Source organism: Sphingomonas sp. TDK1 (assembly GCF_001650735.1).
In the GTDB taxonomy this organism is placed as follows: Bacteria; Pseudomonadota; Alphaproteobacteria; order Sphingomonadales; family Sphingomonadaceae; genus Sphingomonas.
Window position 1 is genome coordinate 155,136 of the sequence record NZ_LXVY01000003.1, and the last position, 24,870, is coordinate 180,005.

Annotated in this window: 27 protein-coding genes and 1 pseudogene; 12 read left to right on the forward strand and 16 right to left on the reverse strand. The window is 66.4% G+C overall.

Annotated features, from left to right (window positions below; translation table 11 throughout):
- Positions 1 to 3 precede the first annotated feature (3 nt).
- From A7X12_RS02820 to A7X12_RS02830, 3 genes and pseudogenes are all read right to left on the reverse strand, one after another.
- Positions 4 to 1,288 (reverse strand): annotated as a pseudogene (locus tag A7X12_RS02820) (MFS transporter).
- A gap of 191 nt (positions 1,289 to 1,479) precedes the next feature.
- Positions 1,480 to 2,760 carry an ATP-binding protein gene (locus tag A7X12_RS02825; RefSeq protein WP_232318296.1) on the reverse strand — a complete coding sequence of 427 codons (1,281 nt, stop codon included), beginning with the start codon at positions 2,758 to 2,760 and terminating at the stop codon, positions 1,480 to 1,482.
- Positions 2,757 to 3,494, reverse strand: a complete 738-nt coding sequence (locus A7X12_RS02830; protein WP_064310131.1) for a response regulator — start codon at positions 3,492 to 3,494, stop codon at positions 2,757 to 2,759. The genes A7X12_RS02825 and A7X12_RS02830 overlap by 4 nt, the downstream gene beginning before the upstream one ends.
- Positions 3,495 to 3,716: 222 nt before the next feature.
- Here A7X12_RS02830 and rpsU point away from each other — a divergent pair, with 222 nt between their 5' ends.
- Both rpsU and A7X12_RS02840 read left to right on the forward strand, forming a co-directional pair.
- A complete protein-coding gene (rpsU, locus tag A7X12_RS02835) occupies positions 3,717 to 3,923 on the forward strand; it encodes a 30S ribosomal protein S21 (RefSeq protein ID WP_010545388.1) in 207 nt (68 codons plus the stop codon).
- An 86-nt stretch (positions 3,924 to 4,009) separates the two neighbouring features.
- A complete protein-coding gene (locus A7X12_RS02840; protein WP_064310132.1) occupies positions 4,010 to 4,594 on the forward strand; it encodes an FKBP-type peptidyl-prolyl cis-trans isomerase in 585 nt (194 codons plus the stop codon).
- 222 nt (positions 4,595 to 4,816) lie between these two features.
- Here A7X12_RS02840 and A7X12_RS02845 read toward each other — a convergent pair whose 3' ends face one another.
- The 3 genes from A7X12_RS02845 to wecB form a co-directional block, all read right to left on the reverse strand.
- Positions 4,817 to 5,569, reverse strand: coding sequence for a metallophosphoesterase family protein (locus tag A7X12_RS02845; protein WP_064310133.1), 753 nt, complete (start codon positions 5,567 to 5,569; stop codon positions 4,817 to 4,819).
- 3 nt (positions 5,570 to 5,572) lie between these two features.
- A complete protein-coding gene (gene wecC, locus A7X12_RS02850; protein WP_064310134.1) occupies positions 5,573 to 6,871 on the reverse strand; it encodes a UDP-N-acetyl-D-mannosamine dehydrogenase in 1,299 nt (432 codons plus the stop codon).
- Between the two features lie 67 nt (positions 6,872 to 6,938).
- Positions 6,939 to 8,078 carry a non-hydrolyzing UDP-N-acetylglucosamine 2-epimerase gene (wecB, locus tag A7X12_RS02855; RefSeq protein ID WP_084445001.1) on the reverse strand — a complete coding sequence of 380 codons (1,140 nt, stop codon included), beginning with the start codon at positions 8,076 to 8,078 and terminating at the stop codon, positions 6,939 to 6,941.
- Between the two features lie 113 nt (positions 8,079 to 8,191).
- Here wecB and galU point away from each other — a divergent pair, with 113 nt between their 5' ends.
- From galU to A7X12_RS02870, 3 genes are read left to right on the forward strand one after another with little or no spacing between them, the layout of a single operon-like run.
- On the forward strand, positions 8,192 to 9,061 hold the full coding sequence (gene galU, locus A7X12_RS02860) for a UTP--glucose-1-phosphate uridylyltransferase GalU (protein ID WP_064310135.1): 870 nt from the start codon (positions 8,192 to 8,194) through the stop codon (positions 9,059 to 9,061).
- Between the two features lie 55 nt (positions 9,062 to 9,116).
- Positions 9,117 to 9,371, forward strand: a complete 255-nt coding sequence (locus tag A7X12_RS02865; RefSeq protein ID WP_064310136.1) for a type II toxin-antitoxin system ParD family antitoxin — start codon at positions 9,117 to 9,119, stop codon at positions 9,369 to 9,371.
- Entirely contained in the window at positions 9,328 to 9,648 is a 321-nt protein-coding gene (locus tag A7X12_RS02870) for a type II toxin-antitoxin system RelE/ParE family toxin (RefSeq protein WP_084445003.1), read from the forward strand. The genes A7X12_RS02865 and A7X12_RS02870 overlap by 44 nt, the downstream gene beginning before the upstream one ends.
- Positions 9,649 to 9,652: 4 nt before the next feature.
- Here the strand turns inward: A7X12_RS02870 and A7X12_RS02875 are convergent, their stop codons facing one another.
- The 10 genes from A7X12_RS02875 to A7X12_RS02920 all read right to left on the reverse strand — a co-directional run bounded on the left by A7X12_RS02875 (position 9,653) and on the right by A7X12_RS02920 (position 19,186).
- Complete coding sequence (locus A7X12_RS02875; RefSeq protein ID WP_064310137.1) at positions 9,653 to 10,999, reverse strand: nucleotide sugar dehydrogenase; 1,347 nt, start codon at positions 10,997 to 10,999, stop codon at positions 9,653 to 9,655.
- 46 nt (positions 11,000 to 11,045) lie between these two features.
- Positions 11,046 to 12,065: an SDR family NAD(P)-dependent oxidoreductase gene (locus A7X12_RS02880; protein ID WP_064310138.1), complete on the reverse strand. Its 1,020-nt coding sequence runs from the start codon at positions 12,063 to 12,065 to the stop codon at positions 11,046 to 11,048.
- A gap of 47 nt (positions 12,066 to 12,112) precedes the next feature.
- The gene (locus A7X12_RS02885) at positions 12,113 to 12,877 is read right to left on the reverse strand and encodes a HesA/MoeB/ThiF family protein (protein ID WP_064310266.1); all 765 of its coding nucleotides are present in this window, start codon (positions 12,875 to 12,877) and stop codon (positions 12,113 to 12,115) included.
- On the reverse strand, positions 12,874 to 13,251 hold the full coding sequence (locus A7X12_RS02890) for a hypothetical protein (protein WP_064310139.1): 378 nt from the start codon (positions 13,249 to 13,251) through the stop codon (positions 12,874 to 12,876). Before A7X12_RS02890 ends, A7X12_RS02885 begins: the two co-directional genes overlap by 4 nt.
- A complete protein-coding gene (dut, locus tag A7X12_RS02895; RefSeq protein WP_064310140.1) occupies positions 13,248 to 13,694 on the reverse strand; it encodes a dUTP diphosphatase in 447 nt (148 codons plus the stop codon). Before dut ends, A7X12_RS02890 begins: the two co-directional genes overlap by 4 nt.
- Positions 13,695 to 13,696: 2 nt before the next feature.
- Positions 13,697 to 14,518: an alpha/beta hydrolase gene (locus A7X12_RS02900; protein WP_232318299.1), complete on the reverse strand. Its 822-nt coding sequence runs from the start codon at positions 14,516 to 14,518 to the stop codon at positions 13,697 to 13,699.
- Positions 14,508 to 15,680, reverse strand: a complete 1,173-nt coding sequence (gene coaBC / locus A7X12_RS02905; protein WP_064310142.1) for a bifunctional phosphopantothenoylcysteine decarboxylase/phosphopantothenate--cysteine ligase CoaBC — start codon at positions 15,678 to 15,680, stop codon at positions 14,508 to 14,510. Before coaBC ends, A7X12_RS02900 begins: the two co-directional genes overlap by 11 nt.
- A complete protein-coding gene (locus tag A7X12_RS02910) occupies positions 15,677 to 16,795 on the reverse strand; it encodes a hypothetical protein (RefSeq protein WP_064310143.1) in 1,119 nt (372 codons plus the stop codon). The genes coaBC and A7X12_RS02910 overlap by 4 nt, the downstream gene beginning before the upstream one ends.
- Positions 16,792 to 18,324: a 2-polyprenylphenol 6-hydroxylase gene (ubiB, locus tag A7X12_RS02915; protein ID WP_064310144.1), complete on the reverse strand. Its 1,533-nt coding sequence runs from the start codon at positions 18,322 to 18,324 to the stop codon at positions 16,792 to 16,794. Before ubiB ends, A7X12_RS02910 begins: the two co-directional genes overlap by 4 nt.
- 130 nt (positions 18,325 to 18,454) lie before the next feature.
- Complete coding sequence (locus tag A7X12_RS02920; protein ID WP_064310145.1) at positions 18,455 to 19,186, reverse strand: class I SAM-dependent methyltransferase; 732 nt, start codon at positions 19,184 to 19,186, stop codon at positions 18,455 to 18,457.
- Between the two features lie 89 nt (positions 19,187 to 19,275).
- Here A7X12_RS02920 and mutM point away from each other — a divergent pair, with 89 nt between their 5' ends.
- The 7 genes from mutM to A7X12_RS02955 all read left to right on the forward strand — a co-directional run bounded on the left by mutM (position 19,276) and on the right by A7X12_RS02955 (position 24,863).
- Entirely contained in the window at positions 19,276 to 20,085 is an 810-nt protein-coding gene (mutM, locus tag A7X12_RS02925; RefSeq protein WP_064310146.1) for a bifunctional DNA-formamidopyrimidine glycosylase/DNA-(apurinic or apyrimidinic site) lyase, read from the forward strand.
- 97 nt (positions 20,086 to 20,182) lie between these two features.
- The gene (gene rpsT / locus A7X12_RS02930; protein WP_010545371.1) at positions 20,183 to 20,446 is read left to right on the forward strand and encodes a 30S ribosomal protein S20; all 264 of its coding nucleotides are present in this window, start codon (positions 20,183 to 20,185) and stop codon (positions 20,444 to 20,446) included.
- A gap of 435 nt (positions 20,447 to 20,881) precedes the next feature.
- Complete coding sequence (gene dnaA, locus A7X12_RS02935; RefSeq protein ID WP_084445005.1) at positions 20,882 to 22,267, forward strand: chromosomal replication initiator protein DnaA; 1,386 nt, start codon at positions 20,882 to 20,884, stop codon at positions 22,265 to 22,267.
- Positions 22,264 to 22,752 (forward strand): GNAT family N-acetyltransferase, encoded by a 489-nt coding sequence (locus A7X12_RS02940; RefSeq protein WP_064310147.1) that lies wholly within the window; start codon positions 22,264 to 22,266, stop codon positions 22,750 to 22,752. Before dnaA ends, A7X12_RS02940 begins: the two co-directional genes overlap by 4 nt.
- Positions 22,753 to 22,892: 140 nt before the next feature.
- On the forward strand, positions 22,893 to 23,084 hold the full coding sequence (locus A7X12_RS02945) for a hypothetical protein (RefSeq protein WP_064310148.1): 192 nt from the start codon (positions 22,893 to 22,895) through the stop codon (positions 23,082 to 23,084).
- 286 nt (positions 23,085 to 23,370) lie between these two features.
- Entirely contained in the window at positions 23,371 to 24,252 is an 882-nt protein-coding gene (locus A7X12_RS02950; RefSeq protein ID WP_064310149.1) for an N-acyl homoserine lactonase family protein, read from the forward strand.
- 116 nt (positions 24,253 to 24,368) lie between these two features.
- Complete coding sequence (locus tag A7X12_RS02955) at positions 24,369 to 24,863, forward strand: nucleoside deaminase (protein WP_064310150.1); 495 nt, start codon at positions 24,369 to 24,371, stop codon at positions 24,861 to 24,863.
- Positions 24,864 to 24,870: the final 7 nt, after the last annotated feature.

The following is a 24,870-nucleotide window of genomic DNA, read 5'->3' on the forward strand; positions in this document are numbered from 1 at the left end:
TCTTCAGTCCTCGGCGATCCGGCTGTTGCGCGCGGTGTCGCGCATCGTCGCATAGGTGACGAGCGAGATGCCGATCATCGCGGTTACGTACCAGTAGAAGCCGCGCTCCCAGCCCTCCTGCTTGAACCACAGGGCCAACGAGGGCGCGGTGCCGCCGAAGATCGCGTTGGCCAGCGCATAGGGCAGTGCGACGCCCAGGGTGCGGATATGGGCGGGAAACAGCTCTGCCTTCACCACCGCGTTGATCGCGGTGTAGCCGGTGACGATCAGCAATGCTGCGGTCATCAGCCAGAAGGCCGACAGGCCGTCGCGCACGCCCTCCATGGCGACGAAGATGGGGTAGGTGAAGCACACTCCCAGCACCCCGAAGCCTATCATCAGCGGCTTGCGACCGATACGATCGGACAGGGCGCCCGCGAGCGGCTGGACCAGCATGAACACGAACAGCGGCCGCGTTCACTTGGGTGGCAGCCGAATCGGAAAAGCCCGCGGTCTTCTTGAGAAAGGTTATCGGGTAGATGGTATAGGCGTAGAAGGCGAGGGTGCCGCCGGCAGTGAGCAGGAGCACCAGCATTGCTTCGCGCGGATGCAGGCGGAACAGTGCGAAGGCGCCCGAGGCGGCGTTGCGATCGCGCTTGGCGAAGCTCTCCGTCTCGGCAAGGCGACGGCGGAGCCAGTAGACCAGCAGCGCCAGCGCGCCGCCGAGCGCGAAGGGCAGGCGCCAGCCCCATGCGCGCAGGCTGTCCTCGGGCAGCACTGCCTGCAGCGCGAGCAGTGCTACCAGCGCGGTGAGCTGACCGGAGATCAGAGTTACATATTGGAAGCTCGAGAAGAAGCCGCGATGACGCCGCCCGGCCATCTCTGAAAGATAGGTGGCGCTGGCGCCATATTCGCCGCCGAGGGAGAGGCCCTGCAGCAGCCGGGCGAGCACCAGTGCCGCGGTCGCCGGCCAGCCGATCGCGCTGTAGCTGGGTGTCGCCGCGATCAGCAGCGAGCCCGCGCACATCAATGTCACCGAGAGGCTCAACCCAGCCTTGCGGCCGTGGCGGTCCCCATAGACGCCCATCAGCCATCCGCCGATCGGCCGCATGAAGAAGCCGATCGCGAAGACGATCCAGGCGTTCAGGTCCTGCGCGGTGCCGGGTGCGAAGAAATGCGGAGCGAGATAGCTGGCCAGCGCCGCATAGGCATACCAGTCATACCATTCGACGAGATTGCCGGCGGACCCGCCGAGGATCGAGCGCAATCGGGTGCCACGGTCGAGCGGCGTATCGGAAGCATGGGCCATGGCCCGTGTATAGCAAAGCTCCGCCCGCCGGAAAGGCACGCACAGGGGGCGGCGTTCCCCTCGGCAGGCGGAGACTATCGCGCGGAAAGCCGGCGCGCGATGGCGTTGGGCCGCGGTTGGGCTGCGGCCTGTGCAACCCTTTGCAGCAGCAACATCGCACCCGAATGTCATCGTGTCGCGGCGTGTTGCACTCAGGTCGCGAGCGGCAGCTCCACCCGCACATGCCCGCCGCCGCCGCCGGAACGGTTGCCGAGCGTGACCTCGCCCCCATGCGCTTCCACGATCGACCGGACGATGGCGAGCCCCAGGCCCGTTCCGCCCGTCGCGCGATTTCGCGACGTCTCGCCCCGCACGAACGGCGCGAACAGATTTTCCGCGCGGGCAGGGTCGAAGCCGGGGCCCGTGTCGTCCACGCAGATCGCCGCCTGTCCGTCCTGGACCGTCCACCAGATGTCCGCGCTCTGGCCGTAGCGGATCGCATTCTCGACCAGGTTGCCGAACAGCCGCCGCAACGCCTGGGTGTTGCCGATCAACACCATCCGGGGCCCAGGCTGCACGGTGACAGGCTTGCCGGCGGCGGAGAGGTCATCGGCAAGGCTTTCGATCAGGCTACCGAGTTCGAGAAGCTCGGTCTCGCCATGCGCGCGGTCATCGCGGGTGAAGCGCAGCGTCGCCGCCAGCATCGCGCGCATCTCGCCGATATCGGCAACGGCACGCTCGCGCGCCGATTCCGGCAATTGCTCCACCCAGAAAGCGAGGCGGGACAGCGGGGTGCCGAGATCGTGCGCCATTGCCGCCAGCATCACGGTGCGGTTTTCCGCCTGTTGCAGGATGCGAGCCTGCATCGCCTCCATCGCCCGTCCCAGCTCGCGAATCTCCCGAGGCCCGTCGAGCGGAATCGCCTCGGGCGCACCCAGTCGGGCCCGCTTGGCCGCCTCGGCAAGCCGCCGGATCGGACGCGAGATGCGACGCGCCGCGGCCCAGGCCAGTAGCGACAGGATGACGAGCGTCAGCAGCATCCATTGCAGGATCGCGATTCGCCATCGACCCAAGGTCGGCGTACGGCTCACCGAGGCGACGAGCCAACCCTTGTTCAGGCGGCGACCGATGGTGAAGCTGCCATGGATGTCCTGATCGGGATCGCTTGCAGGCCATTCATAATAACCGCGAATGCGATCGGCCGGCACCGGGATCAGGATGGCGATCGCACGGTCCCGGTCGATCGAGGCGCGCTCGTCGCTCCGCCCGAAGCGATCGTTGCCGGCATAATAGAGGCTGATCGTCTGCCCATGGGCGGTGGGCGGCACGCGGCCGGTGCGCAGGGCGTCGGCGATCCGCGCCAGCGGCATCGGCCCCGAACCCGGCGGGGGCCCGTGGAACACAACCGCGAATTGCACCAGCATCACCACCGCGGCCGAGGTGATGGCGAACAGCATCATCGGCACCACGATCGATGCCGGGCGCGCGATCACTTGGTGGTGACCTCCGCGACGAACATATAGCCTTCGTTGCGGATGGTGCGGATCAATTCGTCGGCGTCGGAGCGGGCGAGCTTCTTGCGCAGCCGACTCATCTGCACGTCGATCGCGCGATCGAAATGTTCGGCATGGGCGCCGCGCGAATAATCGAGCAGCGCGTCGCGCGTCAGCACTCGGCGCGGGCGCTCCACCAGCGCGAGCAGCAGGCGGAATTCCCCGTCCGACAAGTTGATGAGCACGCCTTCGGGGTCGTAGAGTTGCCGCCCGACCGGATCGAGCCGCCAGCCGGCAAAGCGCAGATAGCTGCGCTCCAATGCGCTGGTCGTCGGCGGCGCGGCCACGGCGCGGCGCAGCACGGACCGGATCCTTGCCAGCAGCTCGCGCGGATTGGCCGGCTTGGCGATGTAATCGTCAGCGCCCATTTCCAGGCCGACGATGCGATCGATATCCTCGCTCAACACCGAATGCAGGATAACCGCGGGGCCGGACTGGCGATCCATCGTCCGCAGGATGGAGAGCCCATCCTCGCCCGGCATCATGAGATCGAGCACCACCAGCGCGTAGGTGTTCGCGGCAACCGCGGCGCGCATCGTGGGAGCGTCTTCGGCGGTATCGACCACATAGCCATGCTGGGTGAGGAACGCGGCGGTGAGCTCGCGGATTCCAGGGTCGTCGTCGACAATGAGGAGACGGGTTTCTAGATCCACGGCGGGGGCTGACTGCATCATGAAGTGGGTATTGCGACCCGAATCTATCGACCGGGTTGCAGCGCTGCAATCTGCTGTAATCCGCGGGGCGGCGCTGTAGCCAATCTATTCGAACGAATGCCGTCGTCCGCGCACGCTTTTGCTTGAAGAATCGCCGAGGCGCTGATAGGAGGCCCGTTCGACGCCGCACCTATGGTTTCGGCGGCCCCTTGCTATTGAGTTTGATCGGAGCTGTACGACTTTATGCAAATCATCGTTCGCGACAACAACGTCGACCAGGCGCTGCGGGCGCTCAAGAAGAAGCTGCAGCGTGAAGGCGTGTATCGCGAGATGAAGCTGCGCCGTCACTACGAGAAGCCGAGCGAGAAGCGCGCTCGCGAGCGCGCCGCCGCTGTGCGTCGCGCCCGCAAGCTGGAGCGCAAGCGCATGGAGCGCGACAGCGCCCGTTGAGGCCTGCCCGGCGCGCGTGATATCGCGCGCGCCGCCGTTTCTCTTCCTTACATAACGGGGACGCAATTCCCCGCCGGAGTCCGATCATGTCGGTTACCGCCGTTCCGCTCCAGCCCGTCAAGGGCAGCTATAAGCTCTGGATCTGGTTGGGGGTGCTGGCGGCGGTCGCTATCGCCTTCGCACTCGCCTGGGGTGGCACGCGTACGCCCGTGTCGTCGCACCTCGATGCCGAGGGCTTCCTGGCCTGGCACAAGAACCAGCCGGGTGTGCTGACTACGCCGTCCGGTCTTCAGTATCAGGTGATCGAGGCCGGTAGTGGGGCCAATCCCGTCGAGCAGGACGGCGTCGTCGTCGAAATCGTCGGCAAGCTGCGCGGCGGCAAGGAATTCCAGCCGAAGACGCCGATGCGCTTCCAGATCGGCCAGCCGATGATCCCGGGCTTTACCGAGGGCGTGAAGCTGATGAAGAAGGGTGCCCGCTACCGCTTCTGGCTTCCCCCGAAGCTGGGCTATGGCGCCGATGGCGGTCAGCAGAACGAGCTGTCCGACCAAGTCCTGATCTTCGACGTCAACATGCAGGAACTGGTGCCCGCGGCCGTCATCCGCCAGATGATGATGCAGCAGCAGCAGGGCGGCATGCCGCAGGGCGCGGGCGAACCCGCCGGCCAGTAAGCGGCATTCGATTGGCAGATTTTCGAGAAGCCCGCGAGCGACCCTCGCGGGCTTTTTCGTGCGCCTCGCGCGCGGTGCCGCAGGAGAAAGCGGATTTGACCCCTCCCGCCATCCGGCGAAAGGCGAATCCATTCGCCTCTACGTCTAGGTACGAGCCGCGTCCGAGACCCCTGGATCCCGGCTTCCGCCGGGAGGATGGTGGAAGGGGTATCGGGCTCCAGATCAGGCGCCGGTAGCGAGGAAGCGGCGCTCGGCGCCATCCAGGCAGAGTGCGGTGAGGCAGCCGGTGGCGCTGGCGCCGGTGTCGATCGCGATGCGGTTCGGGTGGACTTCGGGTTCGCTGACAACCGTATGACCATGGACGACCAGCACGCCGTGATCGGCGGTACTGCGCAGGAACGGTGTGCGGATCCAGCGCAGGTCCTGCGGGTCCTGCTGCTCCAGCGCTACGCCAGGACGGATCCCGGCATGGACGAACAGTACGTCACCTAGCCGGAGTGAGTCGGGAAGTGCGCGCAGCAGGGCCGCATGCGCGTGGGGAATGGCGGCGCGGAGCAGCGCCGATGCTGCTGCAGGATCCGCGAGCAGCGTAATCGGATCGAGACCGTAGCTGGCGGCGCATTCCTCGCCGCCGAAATGCAGCCAGGATTCGAGATCACGCAAATTGCCATCGAGCATGGCGACGAGCATCGATTCATGATTGCCGCCGAGGATCGTCAGGGTCGGGTCTGCCGCCTGCCGTTCGAGCAGGAGATCCAGCACGCCGCGCGAATCCGGTCCGCGATCAATCAGGTCGCCGAGCAGGACGAGGTGCTCGTTCGGGCGGGGATCGGCCAGGCGCTCGGCATCGATCCGGGCAAGCAATTCCGCCAGCAGGTCCCGCCGCCCATGCACGTCGCCGATCGCATAGGCGCGCGTCCCGCTGGGCAAGGCATGGGCTTGCGGATCCGCGCGCCGAAACAGCGATCGCAGCATCGCTCAGCCGGCGAGACGCAGGCCGGCTGCGATCGTCTCCGGTGCCGGCTGGTCGGGCCAGATGCCGCGCGTGTCATAGACCAGCTTGGTCGCGCGTTCGTCGAGCGGGACCGACTTGAACAGGTCGTGGTCGACCAGCACGATGAAGATCGGGCAGCTCTCGATCGCGCTGTCGATATCGGTGAGCGTCGCGCCGGTGGCGGCCAGGGCAGGCGGCAGTGCCTGCGCATAGGGTTCGACGATTCGCACGCGAGAACTATGCCGCTTGGCGATGGCCAGCGCCACCTTCAGTGCCGGGCTCTCGCGGAAATCGTCGATGTTCGCCTTGAAGGCGAGGCCGAGGCAGGCAATCGGTGCGGCGGGCAGGCTGGCGATCAGCGCCTCGGCACGCTCGATCGTATAGGCCACCTTGCCGTCGTTCACTTCGCGCGCGGTTCGGATCAGCGGACTGTGCTCCGGGTCCGAATGGACGAGGAACCAGGGATCGACCGCGATGCAGTGACCGCCGACGCCTGGGCCCGGCGCGAGGATATTGACGCGCGGATGGCGGTTGGCGAGGCGGATCACTTCCCACACGTCGACGCCCATGCCCTCGGCCAGGATCGACAGTTCGTTGGCGAAGGCGATATTCACGTCGCGGAAGGCGTTTTCGGTGAGCTTGGTCATCTCCGCCGCACGCGCGGTGGTGGTGACGCAGGCGCCACGCACGAAGCGGCGGTAGAAGTGCAGGGCCTTGCGCGCGCAGCGCGACGTGATGCCGCCGATCACCCGGTCGTTCTCGATCAGTTCGACGAGGATGCGGCCGGGCAGCACGCGCTCCGGGCAATAGGCGATGGCGATGTCGGCGCTGCCGCCGCTATGGCCGGGCACCTTCAGGTCGGGACGCAGCCGGGCGAGCAGGGCGGCGACCTTTTCAGTGGTGCCGACCGGCGAGGTGGACTCAAGGATCACCACGTCGCCCGCCTTCAGCACCGCCGCGATGGTGGTCGCGGCCTGGAGGACATAGCCGATATCCGGCGCATGATTTTCGCCGAAGGGCGTCGGCACGGCGATGACGAAGACGTCGGCAGCTTCGATGGCGAGCGCGGCGCGGAGGTTGCCGCGCGCGACCACGCCGGACACGAGGCCGTCGAGATCGATCTCCTCGATATGCACGCGGCCGGAGTTCACCGTTTCGACGACATGCGGGTCGACGTCGATGCCCAGCACCTGCGCGCCGGTACGCGCGATCACCGCCGCGGTGGGGAGTCCGATATAGCCCAGTCCAAGTACGGCAACCTTGGGCTCCGTCGTCACAAGCATCGCAAACTCCGCGCGAAATCAGGAGCGGCGACCATGGCAGACAGGCGTTAAAATATCGGAAGACTGCTCAGGCGAGGTCGAAGCCGGCCCGGATGATGGCCGCGATCCGTTCGGCGGCGTGACCGTCGCCGAACGGATTGTGCGCGCGGGCCATGGCGGCATAGGCTTCGGGTTCGTCGAGCAGTCGGCGTACCTCGCGCACGATCCGATCGGTGTCGGTGCCGACCAGCCGGGCGGTGCCGGCGGCCACGCCTTCCGGTCGTTCGGTCGTCTCGCGCATGACCAGCACCGGCTTGCCGAGGGCAGGGGCCTCCTCCTGAACGCCCCCCGAATCGCTGAGCACGAGATGGGCCATGTCGAGCGCCCGGATGAAATGGGGGTAATCGAGCGGATCGATGCGAGCGATGTTGGGCTGATCCCCCAGCGTCGCATCCATCACCGCGACGACATTGGGATTCGGATGCACCGGGAACAGGATGGCGATGTCGGGAAGCGCGGCGATCTGGCGGAGTGCCTCGGCGATGGCGCTCATGCCGCCGCCGAAATTCTCGCGGCGATGGGTGGTGACCAGCACGATGCGCTTTCCGGCAAACCGATCGGCGATCGGGCCCAGGCCGGACGCCAGCGCCGGCTCGGCCTCGATGCGGGCACGGGTGGCGAGCAGCGCGTCGATCACCGTATTGCCGGTGACATGGATGCTGGCCGGGGGCACATTCTCGTCCCGCAGCGCGTTCGCGGCGGTTTCGGTCGGGGCGAAATGCTGGTCGGCGATCGGCGCGACGATGCGGCGATTCACTTCCTCCGGCCAGGGCTGGTAGATGTCGCCGGAGCGAAGGCCCGCTTCGACATGGCTTACCGGCACCTTGCGGTAATAGGCCGCGAGCGCTCCCACCATCGCGGTCGCCGTGTCGCCCTGGACGATGACACGATCGGGCTGAACCTGGTCCAGCGCGCCTCCGATCCCGGTGAGCAGGCGCGCCGTCAGCGCATCCAGGGACTGGCCCGGGGTCATCAGGTCCAGGTCGATGTCGGGCGTTATCCCGGCGATGGCCAGCACCTGATCGAGAAGTCCGCGATGCTGCGCCGTAACACAGGTCGTGACATCGATCTCCGGAACCGACTGCAATGCTCGGATTACCGGGAAAAGCTTGATAGCTTCGGGGCGTGTGCCGAAGACGACGAACAGCTTTTTGCGCATCTGTGCCATATCGATGCGATAGCCTAATTACGTCACCGAACCATTACGGACGCTGCGCGTTTGCCATGCGCCCGGTCTAGGTTTATGCCGCGGTGCACCCAAAATTTACCATGAGGGGGGTTATGACGATCAAGCCGCTGCGTAAGGCCGTGTTCCCGGTTGCGGGCCTCGGTACCCGGTTTCTGCCCGCCACCAAGGCGATGCCGAAGGAGATGCTGCCGGTCGTGGACCGTCCGCTGATCCAATATGCCGTCGACGAGGCTGTGGAAGCCGGCATCGAGCAGATGATCTTCGTCACCGGCCGCGGCAAGTCCGCGCTCGAGGACCATTTTGACATCGCCTATGAGCTGGAAGCGACCATGGCCGCGCGCGGCAAGTCTCTGGACGTGCTCGACGGTACCCGCCTCAAGCCCGGCAACATCGCCTATGTCCGCCAGCAGGAGCCGATGGGCCTGGGCCATGCCGTTTGGTGCGCCCGCGACATCGTCGGCGACGAGCCCTTCGCGGTGCTGCTGCCCGACGACTTCATGTTCGGCCAGCCCGGCTGCCTCAAGCAGATGGTGGACGCCTATAACAAGGTCGGCGGCAACCTGATCTGCGCCGAGGAAGTGCCGGACGACCAGACCCACCGCTACGGCATCATCACGCCGGGCAGCCAGGACGGCACGCTGACCGAGGTGAAGGGCCTGGTGGAAAAGCCGGCGCCGGGCACCGCGCCGTCGAACCTCTCGGTGATCGGCCGCTATATCCTGCAGCCGGAAGTGATGCGCATCCTGGAAAACCAGGGCAAGGGCGCCGGCGGCGAGATCCAGCTGACCGACGCGATGCAGCGGATGATCGGCGACCAGCCGTTCCACGGCGTGACCTTCCAGGGCACTCGCTACGATTGCGGCGACAAGGCCGGCTTCATCCAGGCGAACCTTGCGGTCGCCCTGTCGCGTCCGGATCTCGAGCCGGCGGTGCGTGCCTTCGCGGAGAAGGCGCTGGGCTGAGCCCCTGGTTGGCAAAGTTTGTCATCGTCGCCATAGTGCGTCCGCGAGGTGCTCTATGGCGACGATGAACGTTTCTCTGCCCGACATGATGAAGGCCTGGGTCGAGGCGCAGGCCGAAAGCGGCCGCTACAGCAATGCCATCGACTATGTGCGGGACTTGATCCGCCGCGATCAGCGCCGCGAGCACAAGATCAAGGCGATGCAGCAGCTGATCGACGAAGCCGAAGCAAGCGGCATCGAAACGCGTAGCGTGGCGGAACTGCTCGATGCTGCCCGTGCGCGCGCCGGCAGCGGCGATGGCGCGCTATAGGCTCAGCCGGGCGGCCGGCGCCGATCTCGTCGACCTCTATCTATTCGGCGTCGAGCAGTTCGGCACCGTGCAGGCCGATCGCTATGCCGCAGGGCTGGAAGCATGCTTCGCGATGCTGGCGGACAATCCGAACTTGGCGCGCGAACGCGAGCAGCTCCGGCAGCGTCCGCGCGCCTTTCGGTACAAGGCGCACCTGATTTTCTGCCAGGCGGAAGCCGACGGCATTCCCGTCCTTCGCATCCGGCACGGCCGGGAAGACTGGTTGACCGACGATTGAGCATTCACGCCCGCGCGATGTTCTCGCCTGTGACGCCCGCCTTGCCGCAGGCATTGCGGGTATCGACCACCAGCTTCGCCGACGTCACCAGCGCGGCATAATCGACCGCGTCATGGTCGGTCGCGATCAATACTGCATCATAATTGGCGATCGCGGTTTCGTCCCAGGCGACTCCGTGCCGATAGTTGAGGGTCGGATGTTCGCGCGTGCCGTTGATCTGCGCGACATGCGGATCGTAAAAGTCGGCCGCGGCCCCGCGTGCCTCGATCAATTCCATCAGGCGTAGCGAAGGGCTCTCGCGGATGTCGTCGACATTCTTCTTGTAGGCCACCCCCAGCACCAGGATTCGTGCGCCGCGGAGACCGCGCCCGAACCGCGCGTCCAGCGTATCCGCCAGCACGCGAATCACATGCTGCGGCATGTCGGCATTGATCTGGCCGGCCAGTTCGATGAAGCGGGTGTGCTGGTTGTACTCGCGCGCTTTCCAGGTCAGGTAGAAGGGGTCGATCGGGATGCAGTGCCCGCCCAGGCCCGGGCCGGGATAGAAGGGCATGAAGCCGAACGGTTTGGATTTGGCGGCGTCGATCACCTCCCACACGTCGATATCCATCGCGGTGAAGATCAGCTTCAGCTCGTTGACGAGCGCGATGTTGACGGCGCGGAACACATTCTCGGTGATCTTCACCGCCTCCGCAGTGGCGGCGGAGGAAACCTCGATCGCCTGCGGAACGACGTGGCGATACAGCGCCATCGCAAGTCCCGCCGAGGCGGGATCGTCCGCGCCGACGACTTTGGGAATCTTGGTGGTCGAGAAGGTGGGGTTGCCTGGGTCTTCGCGCTCCGGCGAATAGGCGAGGAAGAAGTCCTTGCCGGCCACCAGTCCGTCGGCCTCGAGGATCGGCTGCATCACCTCGCGGGTGGTGCCGGGATAGGTGGTCGATTCGAGGATCACCAACTGCCCCTTGCGCAGCGTCCGCGCGATGGCAGCGGTGGTGTGCTCGACATATTTGAGGTCCGGTTCCAGGTGGCGCGTCAGCGGCGTCGGAACGCAGATCAGCAGCACGTCGACTTCGCCCAATCGATCAAGATCGGCGGTGGCGGCAAGGCGCTGCTCGGTGACCAGCGGCGCGATGCGATCGCTCGGGATGTGCTTGATGTAACTGGCGCCCTGGTTGAGCGCGACGACCTTCTCAGGATCGAGGTCGAAGCCGAGCACGGAGCAACCCGCCTCGCCAAAGGCGACTGCCAGCGGCAGGCCTACATAGCCCATGCCGATGACGCCGATCGTCGCCGCGCGCGTTTCGATCCTGGTACGCAGCTTCAATCCGTGCGCCGGCCATTCGAAGGTCATGTGTTCCGCTCCGTTCGAGAGCGGCCGTCATGCACCAGCGCCAGTTTCAGCTTTGATAATGCTCCAGATACCAGCGCACGAACTTCGCCACGCCTTCTTCGGGGGTGGTGGAGGGCGCGTAGCCGGTGAGGCGGCGGAGCAGATCGGCCGAGGCTTCGGTCGCGGGCACGTCGCCTGCCTGCATCGGCAGGAAGTTCTTGATGGCAGTGCGGCCCAGCGCCTTCTCCGCCGCGCCGATATAGTCCATCAGCGGGGTTGGGCGGCCCGCGCCGATATTGACGATGCGGAACGGCGCGGCGGGCGACAGGCTGTCGCCTTCCACGGGCGCATCGCCCGGCACGGCATCGACGAGCCGAACGATCGATTCGGCGAGATCGTCGATGAAGGTGAAGTCCCGCACCATCTCGCCATTGTTGTACACGTCGATCGGTTCGCCGGCGAGGATCGCGCGGGTGAACTTGAACAGCGCCATGTCCGGTCGGCCCCAGGGCCCATAGACCGTGAAGAAGCGGAAGAAGGTCATCGGCGTGCGGAAGAGGTGCGCGTAGCTGTGGCCCATCAGCTCCGTCGCGCCCTTGGTGGCGGCATAGAGGCTCATGGGTGTTGCCGTACGTTGGGTCTCGCCGAACGGCATCTCGGTGTTGGCGCCATAGACCGAGCTGGTCGAGGCGGCGAGGAAGTGGCGTACCGGATGATGCCGCGCCAATTCCAACAGGTTGAACGTACCGACGATGTTCGCGCCGATATAGCTGGCAGGCTGCTCTATGCTGAAGCGCACACCTGCCTGCGCAGCGAGGTGGATCACCACGTCGGGCTTAAATTCTGCCCAGGCAGTCGCAAGCGCCGTCTGGTCCTCGATCGAGAGGCGCGCGACCCGGAAATTCGGATGGTTCGACAGCATGTCGTTGCGCGCTTCCTTCAGCGCGACGTCATAGTAATCCGAGAAATTGTCGATGCCGAGCACGGTGGCGCCCGCCTGAAGCAGGCGGCTGGCGGTGTGAAAACCGATGAACCCGGCCGATCCGGTGACGAGCACGCGCGGGGCTTGGGCGATCGGTTCTGGCATCGAAGTTCCTGTCGGTTGGTGGGTCGCCACGCAGTAGCGTGTTGTCCTTACCGGACCGTTCCCGCGCCGCAAGCCGGGCAGCCAGGGTCCTTGGGCAGTTGGAGCGTGCGGAAGCGCAGGGCCAGCGCATCCACCAGCAGCAGCTTGCCCGCCGTGTCCTCGCCAAAGGGCGCGATGGCACGGATCACTTCCAGCGCGGCGAGACTGCCGAGGATGCCGGTGAGCGCCCCCAGTACGCCCTGTTCGGAGCAACTGATGCCCTCGCGCTCGGGATCGTGGCCGACGAAGCAGCGATAGCAGGGGCGGTCCGCTTCCCAGCCGCGAAAGGTGCCCAGCTGGCCCTCGAACTCGGCCACGGCCGACGAGACGAGCGGGACGCGCGCGGCGAGCGCCGCATCCGCCACTGCAAGGCGCGTTGCGAAATTGTCGGTGCCGTCGAGCACGACGTCGTGGCCGGCGATCCGCGCGGGAGCATCGGCGGCGGTCAGGCGGCGCGCTTCCACCTCTACGACGACATTGGGATTGATCGCCGCCACACGGCCTGCGGCGGCCTCTGCCTTGCCGGCGCCGATATCGTCGGTGGTGAAGATCACCTGGCGCTGGAGGTTGGACCGGTCGACGCGGTCGTCATCGACGATCGTCAGCGCGCCCACGCCCGCCGCGGCAAGATACTGGATCGCCGGGGCGCCGATGCCGCCGGCACCGACGACCAGCACGCGCGCAGCCTTCAGCTTGGCCTGACCGGTGCCGCCCACCTCGCGCAGGATGATATGGCGGGCATAGCGTTCCAGCTCTTCGTCGGTGAGCGTCATTTCGGCCATGCGAAGGTGACGGCCGCGCGATACCATTGGTCGCCGCTGGCCATGCGCGGCAGCAGATTGCCGCGGGCTGCGCCGGCAACCATCGCAGCAGCATATTGCTCCACCGTCGGGCACTGGATCGCGCGGGGCACGGTCGTGCGAATATTGTCCTGCGGATCGACCAGCACGGCAACGTCGACCGTCATCGTCAGGCCCGGGCCGATTGCCAGCGGGCATTTGCGCGTGGTGACTTCATTCGCGACGAAGGCGAGCATATCCGGCGTTATCTGGGGCTCGGTCCGATAGGGAAGCGGGGCAAGCGAAGGCCAGTCGATCCTTGGTGGCGTCGACTGCAAGGCGAGCGCGAGCGCGAGGGTGGCGATCATCGCCCGGTCGAGCCGAAGCCGCCGGCCCCTCGTGCGGTCTCATCAAGGCTCGCGACCTCGTCCAGATCGCCGCGCTGGACCGGTGCGGGTACCAGCTGGGCAATGCGATCGCCGCGCGCGATCGGGAAGTCCTCGCTCCCGAGATTGGCGAGGATCACCTTGATCTCACCGCGATAGTCGCTGTCGATCGTGCCCGGTGTGTTGAGGCAGGTGATGCCGTGCTTCAGCGCCAGGCCCGAACGCGGCCGGACCTGCACCTCATAGCCAGCAGGAATCGCCATGGCGAAGCCGGTGGCAACGGCGTGGCGCGCGCCCGGCGCAAGCGTCAGTTCCTCGGCTGCGACCACGTCCATGCCGGCGGCCCCTTCTGTGGCGTAGCGGGGGAGCGGCAGGTTCTCGCCATGGGGCAGGCGCTGGATCGCGATACGGATCGGCGGCAGCAAGGTCAGCCTTTCGTGGGAAGCGCGGTCGCCAGCCGGGTGGTTGCCGCCAGCACTTCGGGATCGTTGAGCAGATCATGTCCCCGTCCGGGGACGATCCGAAGATCGGTAGCGATACCGCGAAGCGCAAGGGCCTCGGCATAGGCACGGGACAGCGACGGGGGTGTGATCTTGTCGTCGAGGCCGACCAGCACCGCGGCGCGCATGCTCGGCATCACCCCGCCGGCGGTCTTGAGCGGATCGAGGCTCGCGACCGGCGTGGCCCAGGCGGCACCGTGTCGCTGCTTCTCCATGCCCTTGCGCCATTCGGGCAACGCGCAGGGGCACCCGACCAGTACCATCGCGTCGAGCAGGTCGGGGCGAATTCCGGCGATGTCGGCCGCGATCGCTGCGCCGCCCGAGTCGCCGACCAGGATAAGGCGGGCGGCCGGGAAGCGGCGGCGGAGGATTCCCAGCGACTGCGCAACCGCATCGATATGCTGCTGCGTGTAATCGTCGCCGAAGCCGAGCCCCGCCTGACCCGGCGAGCGGTTGCCGGCGGCATCGCCATAGCCGGGGCGGAGCAGCGCGACGGCGGCGCTGCCGGGGATGTTCTCGGTGACACTTTCGGCGAAGCGATAATGGTCGCTGCGGGTCTCGGGGCTCCCGTCGCCGTGGAGGACGACGACGAGGGTGCGAACATCGGAGGGCGTGGCGAGGCCGAAGTTGCGCGCGTGCAGGTTGAGCGCAGGCTCCGCCTTGCTGGCGCCATGCGTGGTGGCGACGGGCTCGGCACAACCGGCCAGCAGCGCGACGCCAGCGAGCGCGGGCAGCAGCTTAGAGCGCATCGGCGATCCGCTCGGCGAGGCGGCGGGCGACATCGGCCTTGGACGTGCGCTCCCAGCTTTCGACGCCTGCGGCGGTGACGAGATGGACGGCATTGGCTTCACCCCCCATCACATCGCCTGAAACATCGTTGGCGACAATCCAGTCCGCGTTCTTGCGCGTTCGTTTCGCGACGGCATGTTCGACCACTCGTTCGGTTTCCGCCGCGAAGCCCACCACGAGCCGCGGCCGGCGCGACCCCTGCGCCACGCCGGCGAGGATATCAGGATTTTGTGCCAGGTGCAGCAGCGGTGCGGCATCGCCCTTCTTCAGTTTCTGGGACGCGGCCTCGACATGCCAGTCGGCGACGGCGGCGACCATCACGGCGGCGTCGGCGGGCAGCGCGGCATCCACGGCCGCCGCCATTTCGCGCGCCGTTTCCACGTCGATGCGAGCCACTCCCGCCGGGGTGGGGAGCGTCACCGGGCCCGCGACCAGCGTCACGCGGGCGCCCAATGCGGCCAGCGCGCCGGCAATCGCGAAGCCCTGCTTCCCGGAGGAGCGATTGGCGATGTAGCGCACCGGATCGATCGGCTCGTGCGTCGGCCCCGCCGTGACGAGGACATGCCTGCCGGTCAGGCGCTGCTCGACTGGCGAAAGCGCCTGCTGGATGGCGGCGAGAATCGCGTCCGGCTCGGGCAGGCGGCCGGGGCCGTATTCGCCGCAGGCCATGGGCCCCTCATCGGGCTCGAGCACGGTCACGCCATCGACGCGGAGCTGGGCGACATTGCGGCGGGTGGCGGCGTGGCTCCACATCCGCACGTTCATGGCGGGCGCGGCGAGAACCGGCTTGTCGGTCGCGAGCAGCAAGGTGGTGGCGAGGTCGTTGGCAATGCCGCCGGCCATGCGGGCGAGCAGATCGGCCGTCGCCGGCGCGACGACGACCAGATCGGACTGGCGGCTGAGCTGGATATGCCCCATCTCCGCCTCGTCCTTCAGATCCCACAGGGTGGTGTAGACCTGGTTTTCCGACAGCGCGGCGAGCGTCATCGGCGTGACGAAATGCTGCCCACCTTCGGTGAGCACGCAGGTGACGCCGATCCCCGCCTTGCGGCACAGGCGAACGAGTTCGCACGCCTTGTAGGCGGCAATGCCCCCGCCGACGATGAGCAGGATGCGCTTCATGGTGTCACCGTTGTAACGGTGATCCGGCGCCTGTCGAGCGCGCGGTGCCACAGGTCCGCCAACGCATCGGGCACGAAGACGAGCCCCAGCAGCGCAGCGGGGGCGATCATCAGCGCCCAGTAGAAATTATCGAGCCGGGCGAAGATCGAGATCATCACGCCGTACGCGACCAGGAGCGCGAACATGCGTAGGCCCAGCGCATCGTCCCAGCTCGCCCAGCCGAACAGGGCCAGTGTTACGAGCAGCACGCCCACTACCGCCGGCAATACCTGGAGCGCGGTGGCGGTGACCAGCGCCCGGAGGAAGAAGCCCGGGCCGTTGAGCCCCGCCCAGCCCGCCGACGCCGCATCCAGCGGACCGGTGACGCTTGCCACGGCATGGGCGTGCAGCGCCAGCACCGCGCCGAAGAGCAGGAGGGCGATGGCCCAGCCCAGCGCCTCGCGCCGGCGGCTTTCGCCCCAGGCAAAGACGAGCATCACGACCACGTACAGCGCCGCCGTTTCCCGGATCAGCATCGCGGCGAGGCCGAGCGCGATCGCCTCGATCGCGCGGCCTGGGCGCCGCACGGCCAGCGACACCGCGACGAGCAGCCCGGCCCAGACTTCATGGAATAGCACCAGCCCGGGCTGGAAGAAGGCGAGCATCGATACCGCGAGCAGCAGCATCATTACCGCGCGCGGAAACAGGCCGGCCAGCGCGATGCCGACCCGCGACGCCCAGGCGAACGCGGTGAGCGTTGCGAGCGCTAGGAGCAGGACGATGCTTGCCCAGCCCGGAATCGCCGCCTCCAGCGCCGCCAGCGCAGGCAGCCGCATGGTGAGGAACGGATGCAGCGGATAGCCGCCCGAGCGCATCGCATCGCTTGCGGCGACATAATAGCCGTCACCACCCTTCATCGCGGCGACGACGCGCTCATACAGGCCGATATCGGTCATCCGATCGGCGATATGCGCAGCCGCATCGCCGGTCCCGGTCAGCGACGGCACTGCCAACGCGGTGAGCGAGGCGAGCAGCAGCAGCAGCAGCGCCAGCCAGGCGAGCCGTGCGCGCCCCCGCGAAAGGGCAGCGAAGCGGCTCGGCTGAAGGGTCCAGAGGCGGCGCGTGCGCCCGCTCATTTCAGCAGCAGCGTTCCAAGCACGCCCGCTGCCGCCGCAAGCAGCGCAACCACGGCATAACGCCAGCCACCGCCGACGCGGACGACCTGAATTTCACGCAGCGGCGGCTCCGGCGGGGCGCCGCCGGGTGCGGGGAAGCGGCGTTCGATATTGCGCACGAGTTCCGGCAGGCGGGCGAGGGTGCGCAGATCCTCGATCAGGCGATCGGCGACCTTGGCCTCCGGCCCCAGCTCGGTGCGGATCCATTCGCGGACGAACGGTGCCGAGACGTCCCACAGGTTGATGTCGGGATCGAGCGAACGCGCAACGCCTTCCACCATCACCATCGTCTTCTGGAGCAGCAGCAGATGCGGCTGCGTCATCATGTCGAAGTCGCGGGTGATCGAGAACAGGCCGTCGAGCATGCCGCCGATGGACATTTCCTTCACCGGCAGGCCGCGCATCGGCTCGCCTACCGCGCGCAGGGCGGTGGCGAACTCGGCTACGTTATGATGGGAGGGAACGTAGCCCGCCTCGAAATGGATTTCGGCGACGCGCTTATAATCGCCGGTGATCAGGCCGTAGAGGATCTCGGCCAGCCACACCCGCGCGCGCCGGTCGATCCGGCCCATGATGCCGAAGTCGATCGCGGCGATGCGGCCGTCGGGCAGGGCGAACAGATTGCCCTGGTGCATGTCCGCATGGAAAAAGCCTTCGGCGATCGCCTGGCGGAGGAACGCCTTGATCAGCTTGCCCGCAAGCCCGGGCATGTCGTGGCCGGCGCGGACCAGCGCGTCGCGGTCGCTCAGCTTGATGCCGTCGATCCACTCCAGCGTCAGCACCTTGCCGGTGGTGCGTTGCCAGTCGATCTGGGGGACCATGAAGTCCGGCTCGGCGGTCATGCCCTCGGCGAGTTCGGAGGCCGAGGCGGCTTCGCGTCGGAAGTCGAGCTCGCGCGCGGTCCAGCGCTTGAAGCTTTCGATCACGAGGCGCGGGCGCAGGCGGCGCGCCTCGCCGCCATAGGCTTCGAGCTGGGCGGCGGCCCATTCATAGGTATCGATCGCGCGGGAGAAATCGCTCTCGATGCCCGGCCGCAGCACCTTCACCGCGACGCGGCGGCCGTCGGTGGTCACCGCACGGTGGACCTGCGCGATCGAGGCGGCGCCGATCGGCACTTCCTCGATCTCCGCGAACATCGCGGAGATCGGGCGACCATAGCTGGTCTCGATCCGCTCGCGAATGATGTCGAAGGGGACGGGCGGCAGCGCGTCCTGCAGGCGCAGCAGGTCGTGCGCGGCTTCCTCGCCGACGAGATCGGGACGGGTTGCAAGCGTCTGGCCGAGCTTGATCGCGGCCGGGCCGATCGCCTGGAAGGCATCGGCATAGGCAGGGATGGCGGGAACGCGCGCGCCCAGCCGCGCGATACGCGCTAGGCGGCGCACCGGGCGGGGCGTGTTCGCATCGCGCTCGATGCCGCGCAGCGCGCCGTGCCGCGCGAGGGTGCGGCCCCATTTCAGCAGGCGCCAGAGATGGATGGCGGGCGCGGTCATGCCTTTAGCCCCTCCTCCTCGGAGGACAGGGTGGGGGTGGAGGGATTCCAGAACGCCTGTTGGTCTCGGTGAGACACGGCCCCACCCCAAACCCCTCCCCTGAAGGGGAGGGGCTTCCGTGCGCGCACCATCAAATCTTCCAGCCGCTGTGGATCGCGACAAGTCCGCCGAGCAGCGGCTCCACCTTGGTCTGCCGGAAGCCGGCCTCGGCGATCATGCGTTCGAAACTCGGCATGTCGGGAAAGCGGCGGATCGATTCGATCAGGTAGCGATAGCTGTCCTCGTCCTGCGCGAGCAGCTTGCCGAGCTTGGGGACAAGCTTGTGCGAATAGGCGTCGTAGATCTCGGCGAAGCCCGGCCACTGGGTGGTCGAGAATTCCAGCACGAAGAATCTGCCGCCGCGCTTCAGCACGCGGTGCGCCTCGCGGAGCGCCTTGGGAATGTCGGTAACGTTCCGGATGCCGAACGCGATGGTGTAGGCATCAAAGAAGCGATCGGGGAATTGCAGCGTCTCGGCATTGGCCTCGGTCCACACCAGACCATCAATGCCGCGCTGGGCGGCGCGCTCGACGCCGACGCTCAGCATTTCCGGATTGATGTCGGCGACGGTGATCGCCGCGCCGGACTCGGCCATGCGGAAGGCGATGTCGCCGGTGCCGCCGGCCATGTCGAGGATGTGCTCGCCAGCGCGCGGCTTCACCCGGCGAACGAAGCGGTCCTTCCACAACCGGTGCATGCCGCCCGACATGGCGTCGTTCATCAGGTCATATTTGCTGGCGACATTCGAGAACACCTCGCCGACGCGGCGGGTCTTGTCCTCAGGGGCGACGTCTTCGTAACCGAAGGAAACGGTATCGGGCATGGGCGTGCCTTAGCGGGAGGTGGCGGGCAAACCAAGGGGGCTGAGGGGCAGGTGACAATCCATCCACCACTTCCTAGCTGTATGGGCACATGCCTGAGCTTCCCGAAGTAGAAACCACGGTCCGGGGCCTTGCCCCCGTGCTGCAGGGTCAGCGGATCGAACGCGTGCTGCTGAATCGCGCCGATCTCCGACGACCGTTCCCGGTCGATCTGGGGCAGCGGCTGACAGGGGCCACCGTCACCGGCCTGTCCCGCCGCGCAAAATACGGCCTTATCGATACGAATCGCGAGGACACGCTGGTGTTCCATCTCGGCATGTCCGGCCGCTGGCGGATCGATCCTTCGGAGCTGGGCAAGCACGATCATGTGGTGATCGAGACCGCGCGGCACCGGCTTTCCCTCAACGATCCCCGACGATTCGGCTCGATGGATCTGGTGCCGACTGCGGCGCTTGCGGATTGGTCTGCTTTCAAGGCGCTGGGTCCCGAGCCACTGGGCCCCGACTTCACGACCGCGCATCTGGTCGAGGCGTTCCGGAATCGAATCGCGCCGGTGAAGGCGCTGCTGCTGGATCAGCGAATCGTCGCGGGGCTCGGCAATATCTATGTGTGCGAGGCGCTGTTCCTATCCGGCATCGCGCCGAGCAAGCCGGCGGGCTCGATCAGTCGAGCCAAGCTGGAGAAGCTCGTTGAGGCGGTGCGCGAGGTGCTGGAGGCCGCGATTCGCGCCGGGGGCTCCACACTGCGCGATTATGCGCGCCCCGACGGCGAGCTCGGCTATTTCGCCAAGGAGTGGCGCGTCTATGGTCGGGAAGGGGCGCCGTGCAGTTGTGGGCGGCTCGTGCAGCGTCGCGTGGATTCGGGGCGTTCCACCTTCTATTGTGCCAAATGCCAGCGCTGAAAAGGTTGACCCGAATCGCTGGAGCCGGTAAGGGGCCCGTCTTTCCGGCGTGGGCTCGCTTCCGCGCCTCACCCATTTCGAGCAGGAACAAGACCGAATGGCGAATACGCCGCAAGCGAAGAAGCGCATCCGTCGCAACGACCGCCGCGCCGAGATCAACGGTGCACGCGTCGGCCGCATCCGTACCTTCGTCAAGAAGGTCGAAGCTGCGCTGACCGCCGGCGACAAGGCCGCTGCCACCGAAGCGCTCGCCGCTGCGCAGCCGGAAATCGCCCGTGGCGTCGCGAAGGGTGTGCTCCACAAGAACACGGCCGCGCGCAAGTTCTCGCGCCTCAACAAGCGTCTTCAGGCGCTCGCCTAAACCGTAACCATTCGGTAATCAAAAGCCCTGCCGGACTGTGTCCGGCGGGGTTTTTTGCGTTGTCTGCAGAAAAAAATGGTTAAAAATTCAGCAACAGGGTCGAATCGCGCGAATCCACGAGTCGTGCCGATTCGACTGGGCCAAGCTCTCGTTTTACCGTGTTAAGTTACTGTAATAGTTTGGTGTTTTCTGGTCCCCCACGGATTTCCTAGGGGTTCAGCCTGTCAACAAAACTATTTCAGAAAGTTTACATGGCAGGCCCTTGCTCGACTCAGTTCGAGCTTCCTACAACGAACCTCCCGGCCACATTGCTGGCCGGGGCAACGAGTTCATCGCGCGTCGTCCGGGGGCATGACCGGCTGCGATGGGCCTCATGATCGATATTGTTTTTAGCACGCGGGAGTCGTGATTCCCGCGAAGGAAGGGTGCGTCACAGTGACTCAGGTTCAACCGCTGGAACGTGAGGAAGGCCGCGACGTCGCCAAAGCTTGGGCGCATGTGCGCACCAACCTGCGCCGCTCGGCCGGCCAGCGGCTGTTCGACCAGTGGCTGAAGCCGGTGGTGCTCATCGACGGCAGCGATTCGCTCGCGGTTCGCCTGGGCCTGCCGTCGCCGTTTCTCACCCAGTGGGTGAAGAATCACTATGCCGAGCGCCTGCTGCTCGAATTCCGCGCGGTGCTGCCGGGTGTGCGCAGCGTCACGCTGGAGACGATGCAGGATTCCGAGCAGCGCGTGCTCAGCGCCGAGCCGGCCCCTGTGCCCGCGCCGCGCACCGAATCGCTGGCCGAGCCGGCAGAGCGGCCCGCGTTCGATCCGCGCTTCACCTTTGATCGATTTGTGGTGAGCACGACGAATCGGGTCGCGTTCAACGCCGCCGGTTCGGTCGCGCTGCCGGGTGTGCCGATGTTCAGCCCGCTCTATCTCCACGCAGGCACCGGTCAGGGCAAGACGCACCTGATGCACGCGATCGGCCATGCGTTCCTGGACGCGAATCCCGGCGCGACGGCGATTTATTCGACCGGCGAGCGCTTCATGTTCGAATTCGTGCAGGCGCTGCGCAACAAGGATACGCTGGCGTTCAAGAAGCGCCTGCGCTCGGTCGACCTGCTGATGATCGACGATCTTCAGTTCATCGGCGGCAAGGACGCGACCCAGGAAGAATTCTTCCACACGGTCAACGAGTTCATGAGTGCCGGCAAGCGGCTGGTGATCGCTGCGGACCGTGCGCCCCAGGCGCTGGAAGGCTTTGAGCCCCGCCTCGTCGGTCGCCTAGGCGCCGGACTGGTGGCGGACATCAAGCCCGCCGAACTCGATCTTCGCCGCGCCATCGTCGAGCGCAAGCTGAAGGATATGCCCGCCGTCGACATGCCCGTGGAAGTGGCCGATCTGCTGGCCGCGCGAATCACCACGAACGTGCGCGAGCTGGAAGGCGCGCTGAATCGGCTGGTCGCCTATGCGAGCCTTTCGAACGAAGAGATCACGATCGACTTCGCGACCAGCGTGCTGGGCGAAGTGCTGCGCACCAGCCAGCGCCGCATCACCATCGACGAGATCCAGCGCGCGGTTTCGGCGCATTTCGAAGTGAAGCAGCTGGACCTGATCTCGGCCCGCCGGGCAGTTGCGATCGCGCGCCCGCGCCAGATCGCGATGTATCTGGCCAAGCGCCTGACCACGCGCTCGCTGCCCGAGATCGGCCGCAAGTTCGGCAACCGCGATCACTCGACCGTGATCCATGCGGTGAAGCGGATCGAGGATCTGCGCAGCAAGGATGTCGAGATCGACGGCGCCGTCCGCGCGCTGATGCGCACCCTGGAAGGGTGAGCCCAGTGATTCGCCCTGCCGCGCCGGAGGACGGTGCGGCGATCTGGGCGATCCTGGAGCCGGTGATCCGCGCCGGCGAAACCTATGCGCTGGACCGCGATCTCCTGCGTGATGCGGCGCTGGGCTATTGGCTGGCGCCCGATCGCGCAAGTTTCGTCGCGGAAGCGGAGGGAACGTTGCTCGGCACCTATTATCTGCGCGCGAATCACGCGGGCGGCGGTTCGCATGTCGCCAATTGCGGGTATGCCACCCATCCCGCGATGCGCGGACGTGGGATCGCCCGCGCCATGGCCGAACACAGCTTCGCCGAAGCGCGGGCACGCGGCTTCCGCGCGATGCAGTTCAACTTTGTGGTAAGCAGCAACGCGCCCGCCGTGCGGCTGTGGCATGCGCTCGGCTTCGAGGAGGTCGGGCGGGTGCCGGACGCGTTCGACCACCCAAGTCTGGGGCTGGTCGACGCGTTGGTGCTGTACCGTCGGCTCTGACGCGGCGATCGCTGTTCGTAGGGCGGCGAGAAGCGGACGGGCGATGCGCCGAATCGAAAATTGGTAGCGGTACAAACGGTTGCCAGAACGTGCCGTCATGGCATGCTGCCGCCGCGTCTCATGAAAAGGAGAGGATCGCCATGATTCGTGTAGCGTCTGTTGTCGCCTCGCTTGCCCTGCTCGCTTCGCCTGCGCTGGCGGCGGCGCCTTGCAAGGATGCCAAGGGCAAGTTCGTCAAATGCCCGACCGCTCCTGCCGTCACCAAGGATGCCAAGGGCAAGTGCCGCATCGCCAGCGGGCCGAAGAAGGGGCAGTTCACCCCCTGCAAGTGATCGGGGCATAGTCTGCGCTGGCGCCGGGAGGGAGCGGCGCCATCGTGGGTCCCTTTGATCAACGCTGCGGTCGCATTCTTCGCCGCTCCGGGAGATGGCGCGACCACGAAGACTGGCGGACGATGGATACGTTGCCGCCATCAGCGCAAGCGCTAAGCACCGCGGGCATTATCTCGAAGAATGAGAGGATGCTTCCCGAAAGCCCCGTATACTCTCATTGTACGAGGAGCCGTATCTCCGCTCCATCGAGGCCAGATCGGCGCTCGAACGGTTTCGGAGATGCGCGATGTCGCTCAAGATTTACCCGATTAAATATGGCGAGCTGGACATGGATGCCAGTGGCCTGGTTCTGTTCCGCGATCCCGGCAGGACCGTGACGATCCCGATCATGGGCTTCCTGATTCTGGGCGGCGAGGAGCCTGTGCTGGTGGATACGGGCCCGCGCAGCGCCGAAGAGGTGAACGCGCTGGGCTACCCGTATCGCGTGCGCGAGGAGGATGCGCTCGACTATCATCTGGCGCAGCACGGTCTGAAGCGTTCGGATATTCGCCATGTCGTGCATACCCATGGCCATCTGGACCACGCCGGCGGCAGCTTCCAGTTCCCGATGAGCACCCAGGTGAGCATCACCCGCCAGGAAATGCAGTTCATGGCATCCGGCATCATGGGCCCCGGCATGTACACCGCGGCCGACACGAAACACTTCATCGACCGCCTGCACACCCGCGGTGCGCTGCGTCTGTTCGACGTGGACGGCACGTTCGAGGAGGAGGTGATCCCCGGGGTCGTGGTGCAGCTTTCCGGTGGACACACGCCGGGTTCGATCTCGGTGCTGGTCGAGACGGACGAGGGCATCGCCAATATCTGCGGCGACATCGCCTATGACCTGAACGACCAGATCATCAGCCCGGCCTTCGAGCAGGCTGCCCATGAACCGCACATCACCGGCAATCGCGCGATGACCACGCTGGAGGAAAAGCGGGCGATCAAGCGTGCACTGTCGAAGAGCCGCTTCCTGCTGCCGGGGCACGATGTACCGGCGCTGGTCGAGCGCGGAAAGATCGTCGGTCTGGCGCCGACCGCCATCTCGAACCCGGCGTTCGACGTCACCAAGGCGGTCAACTACACGCCGCTGCTGCGCAAGATCGACGTCGAAACGCTGGTGTGAGCGTCAAGGGAGAATGGCGGGCGGAAAGGCCCGCCACTTCCGCTTGGCCACTTCCCCTTTGTACGTCGCGGCGAAAGGCTCGCCGCGGCGTTGTTCCGTTCGTTGGGAGAATGCGCATGGCAACGACGGACGACGAACAGTGGATGCGGATGGCGATCGAGGTCGCGCGGTCGAAGGGGTCGGATCCATCCACCTCGCCGCTGGGCTGCGTGATTGTGCTCGACGGCAAGGTGATCGCTGCCGAGCGCAACCAGACGCATGAACTGCCCGACGCCACCGCCCATGCCGAGATGATGGCGATCCGCCGTGCCTGCGAGCGTACCGGCGAACTGGAACTGCGCGGCGCCACTCTTTATTCGACGCTGCAGCCCTGCGGGATGTGCACCATGGCATCGATCTGGTCCAAGGTCGGCCGGGTGGTGTTCGGCGCCGGGCGCGGGGACGTGCACGCGATGTATTTCGAGGCGAGGCATGTCGATACGCTGAGCTTCATCGGCGACGCCTATCGCGATGACATCGTGATCGAGGGTGGTTGCCTCGCGGCGGAATGTGCGACGCTCTATTATCCGCCCGAGGCCGAGCTTCCCGTAGAGGAACAGGCAAACCTTTGAACGGTGC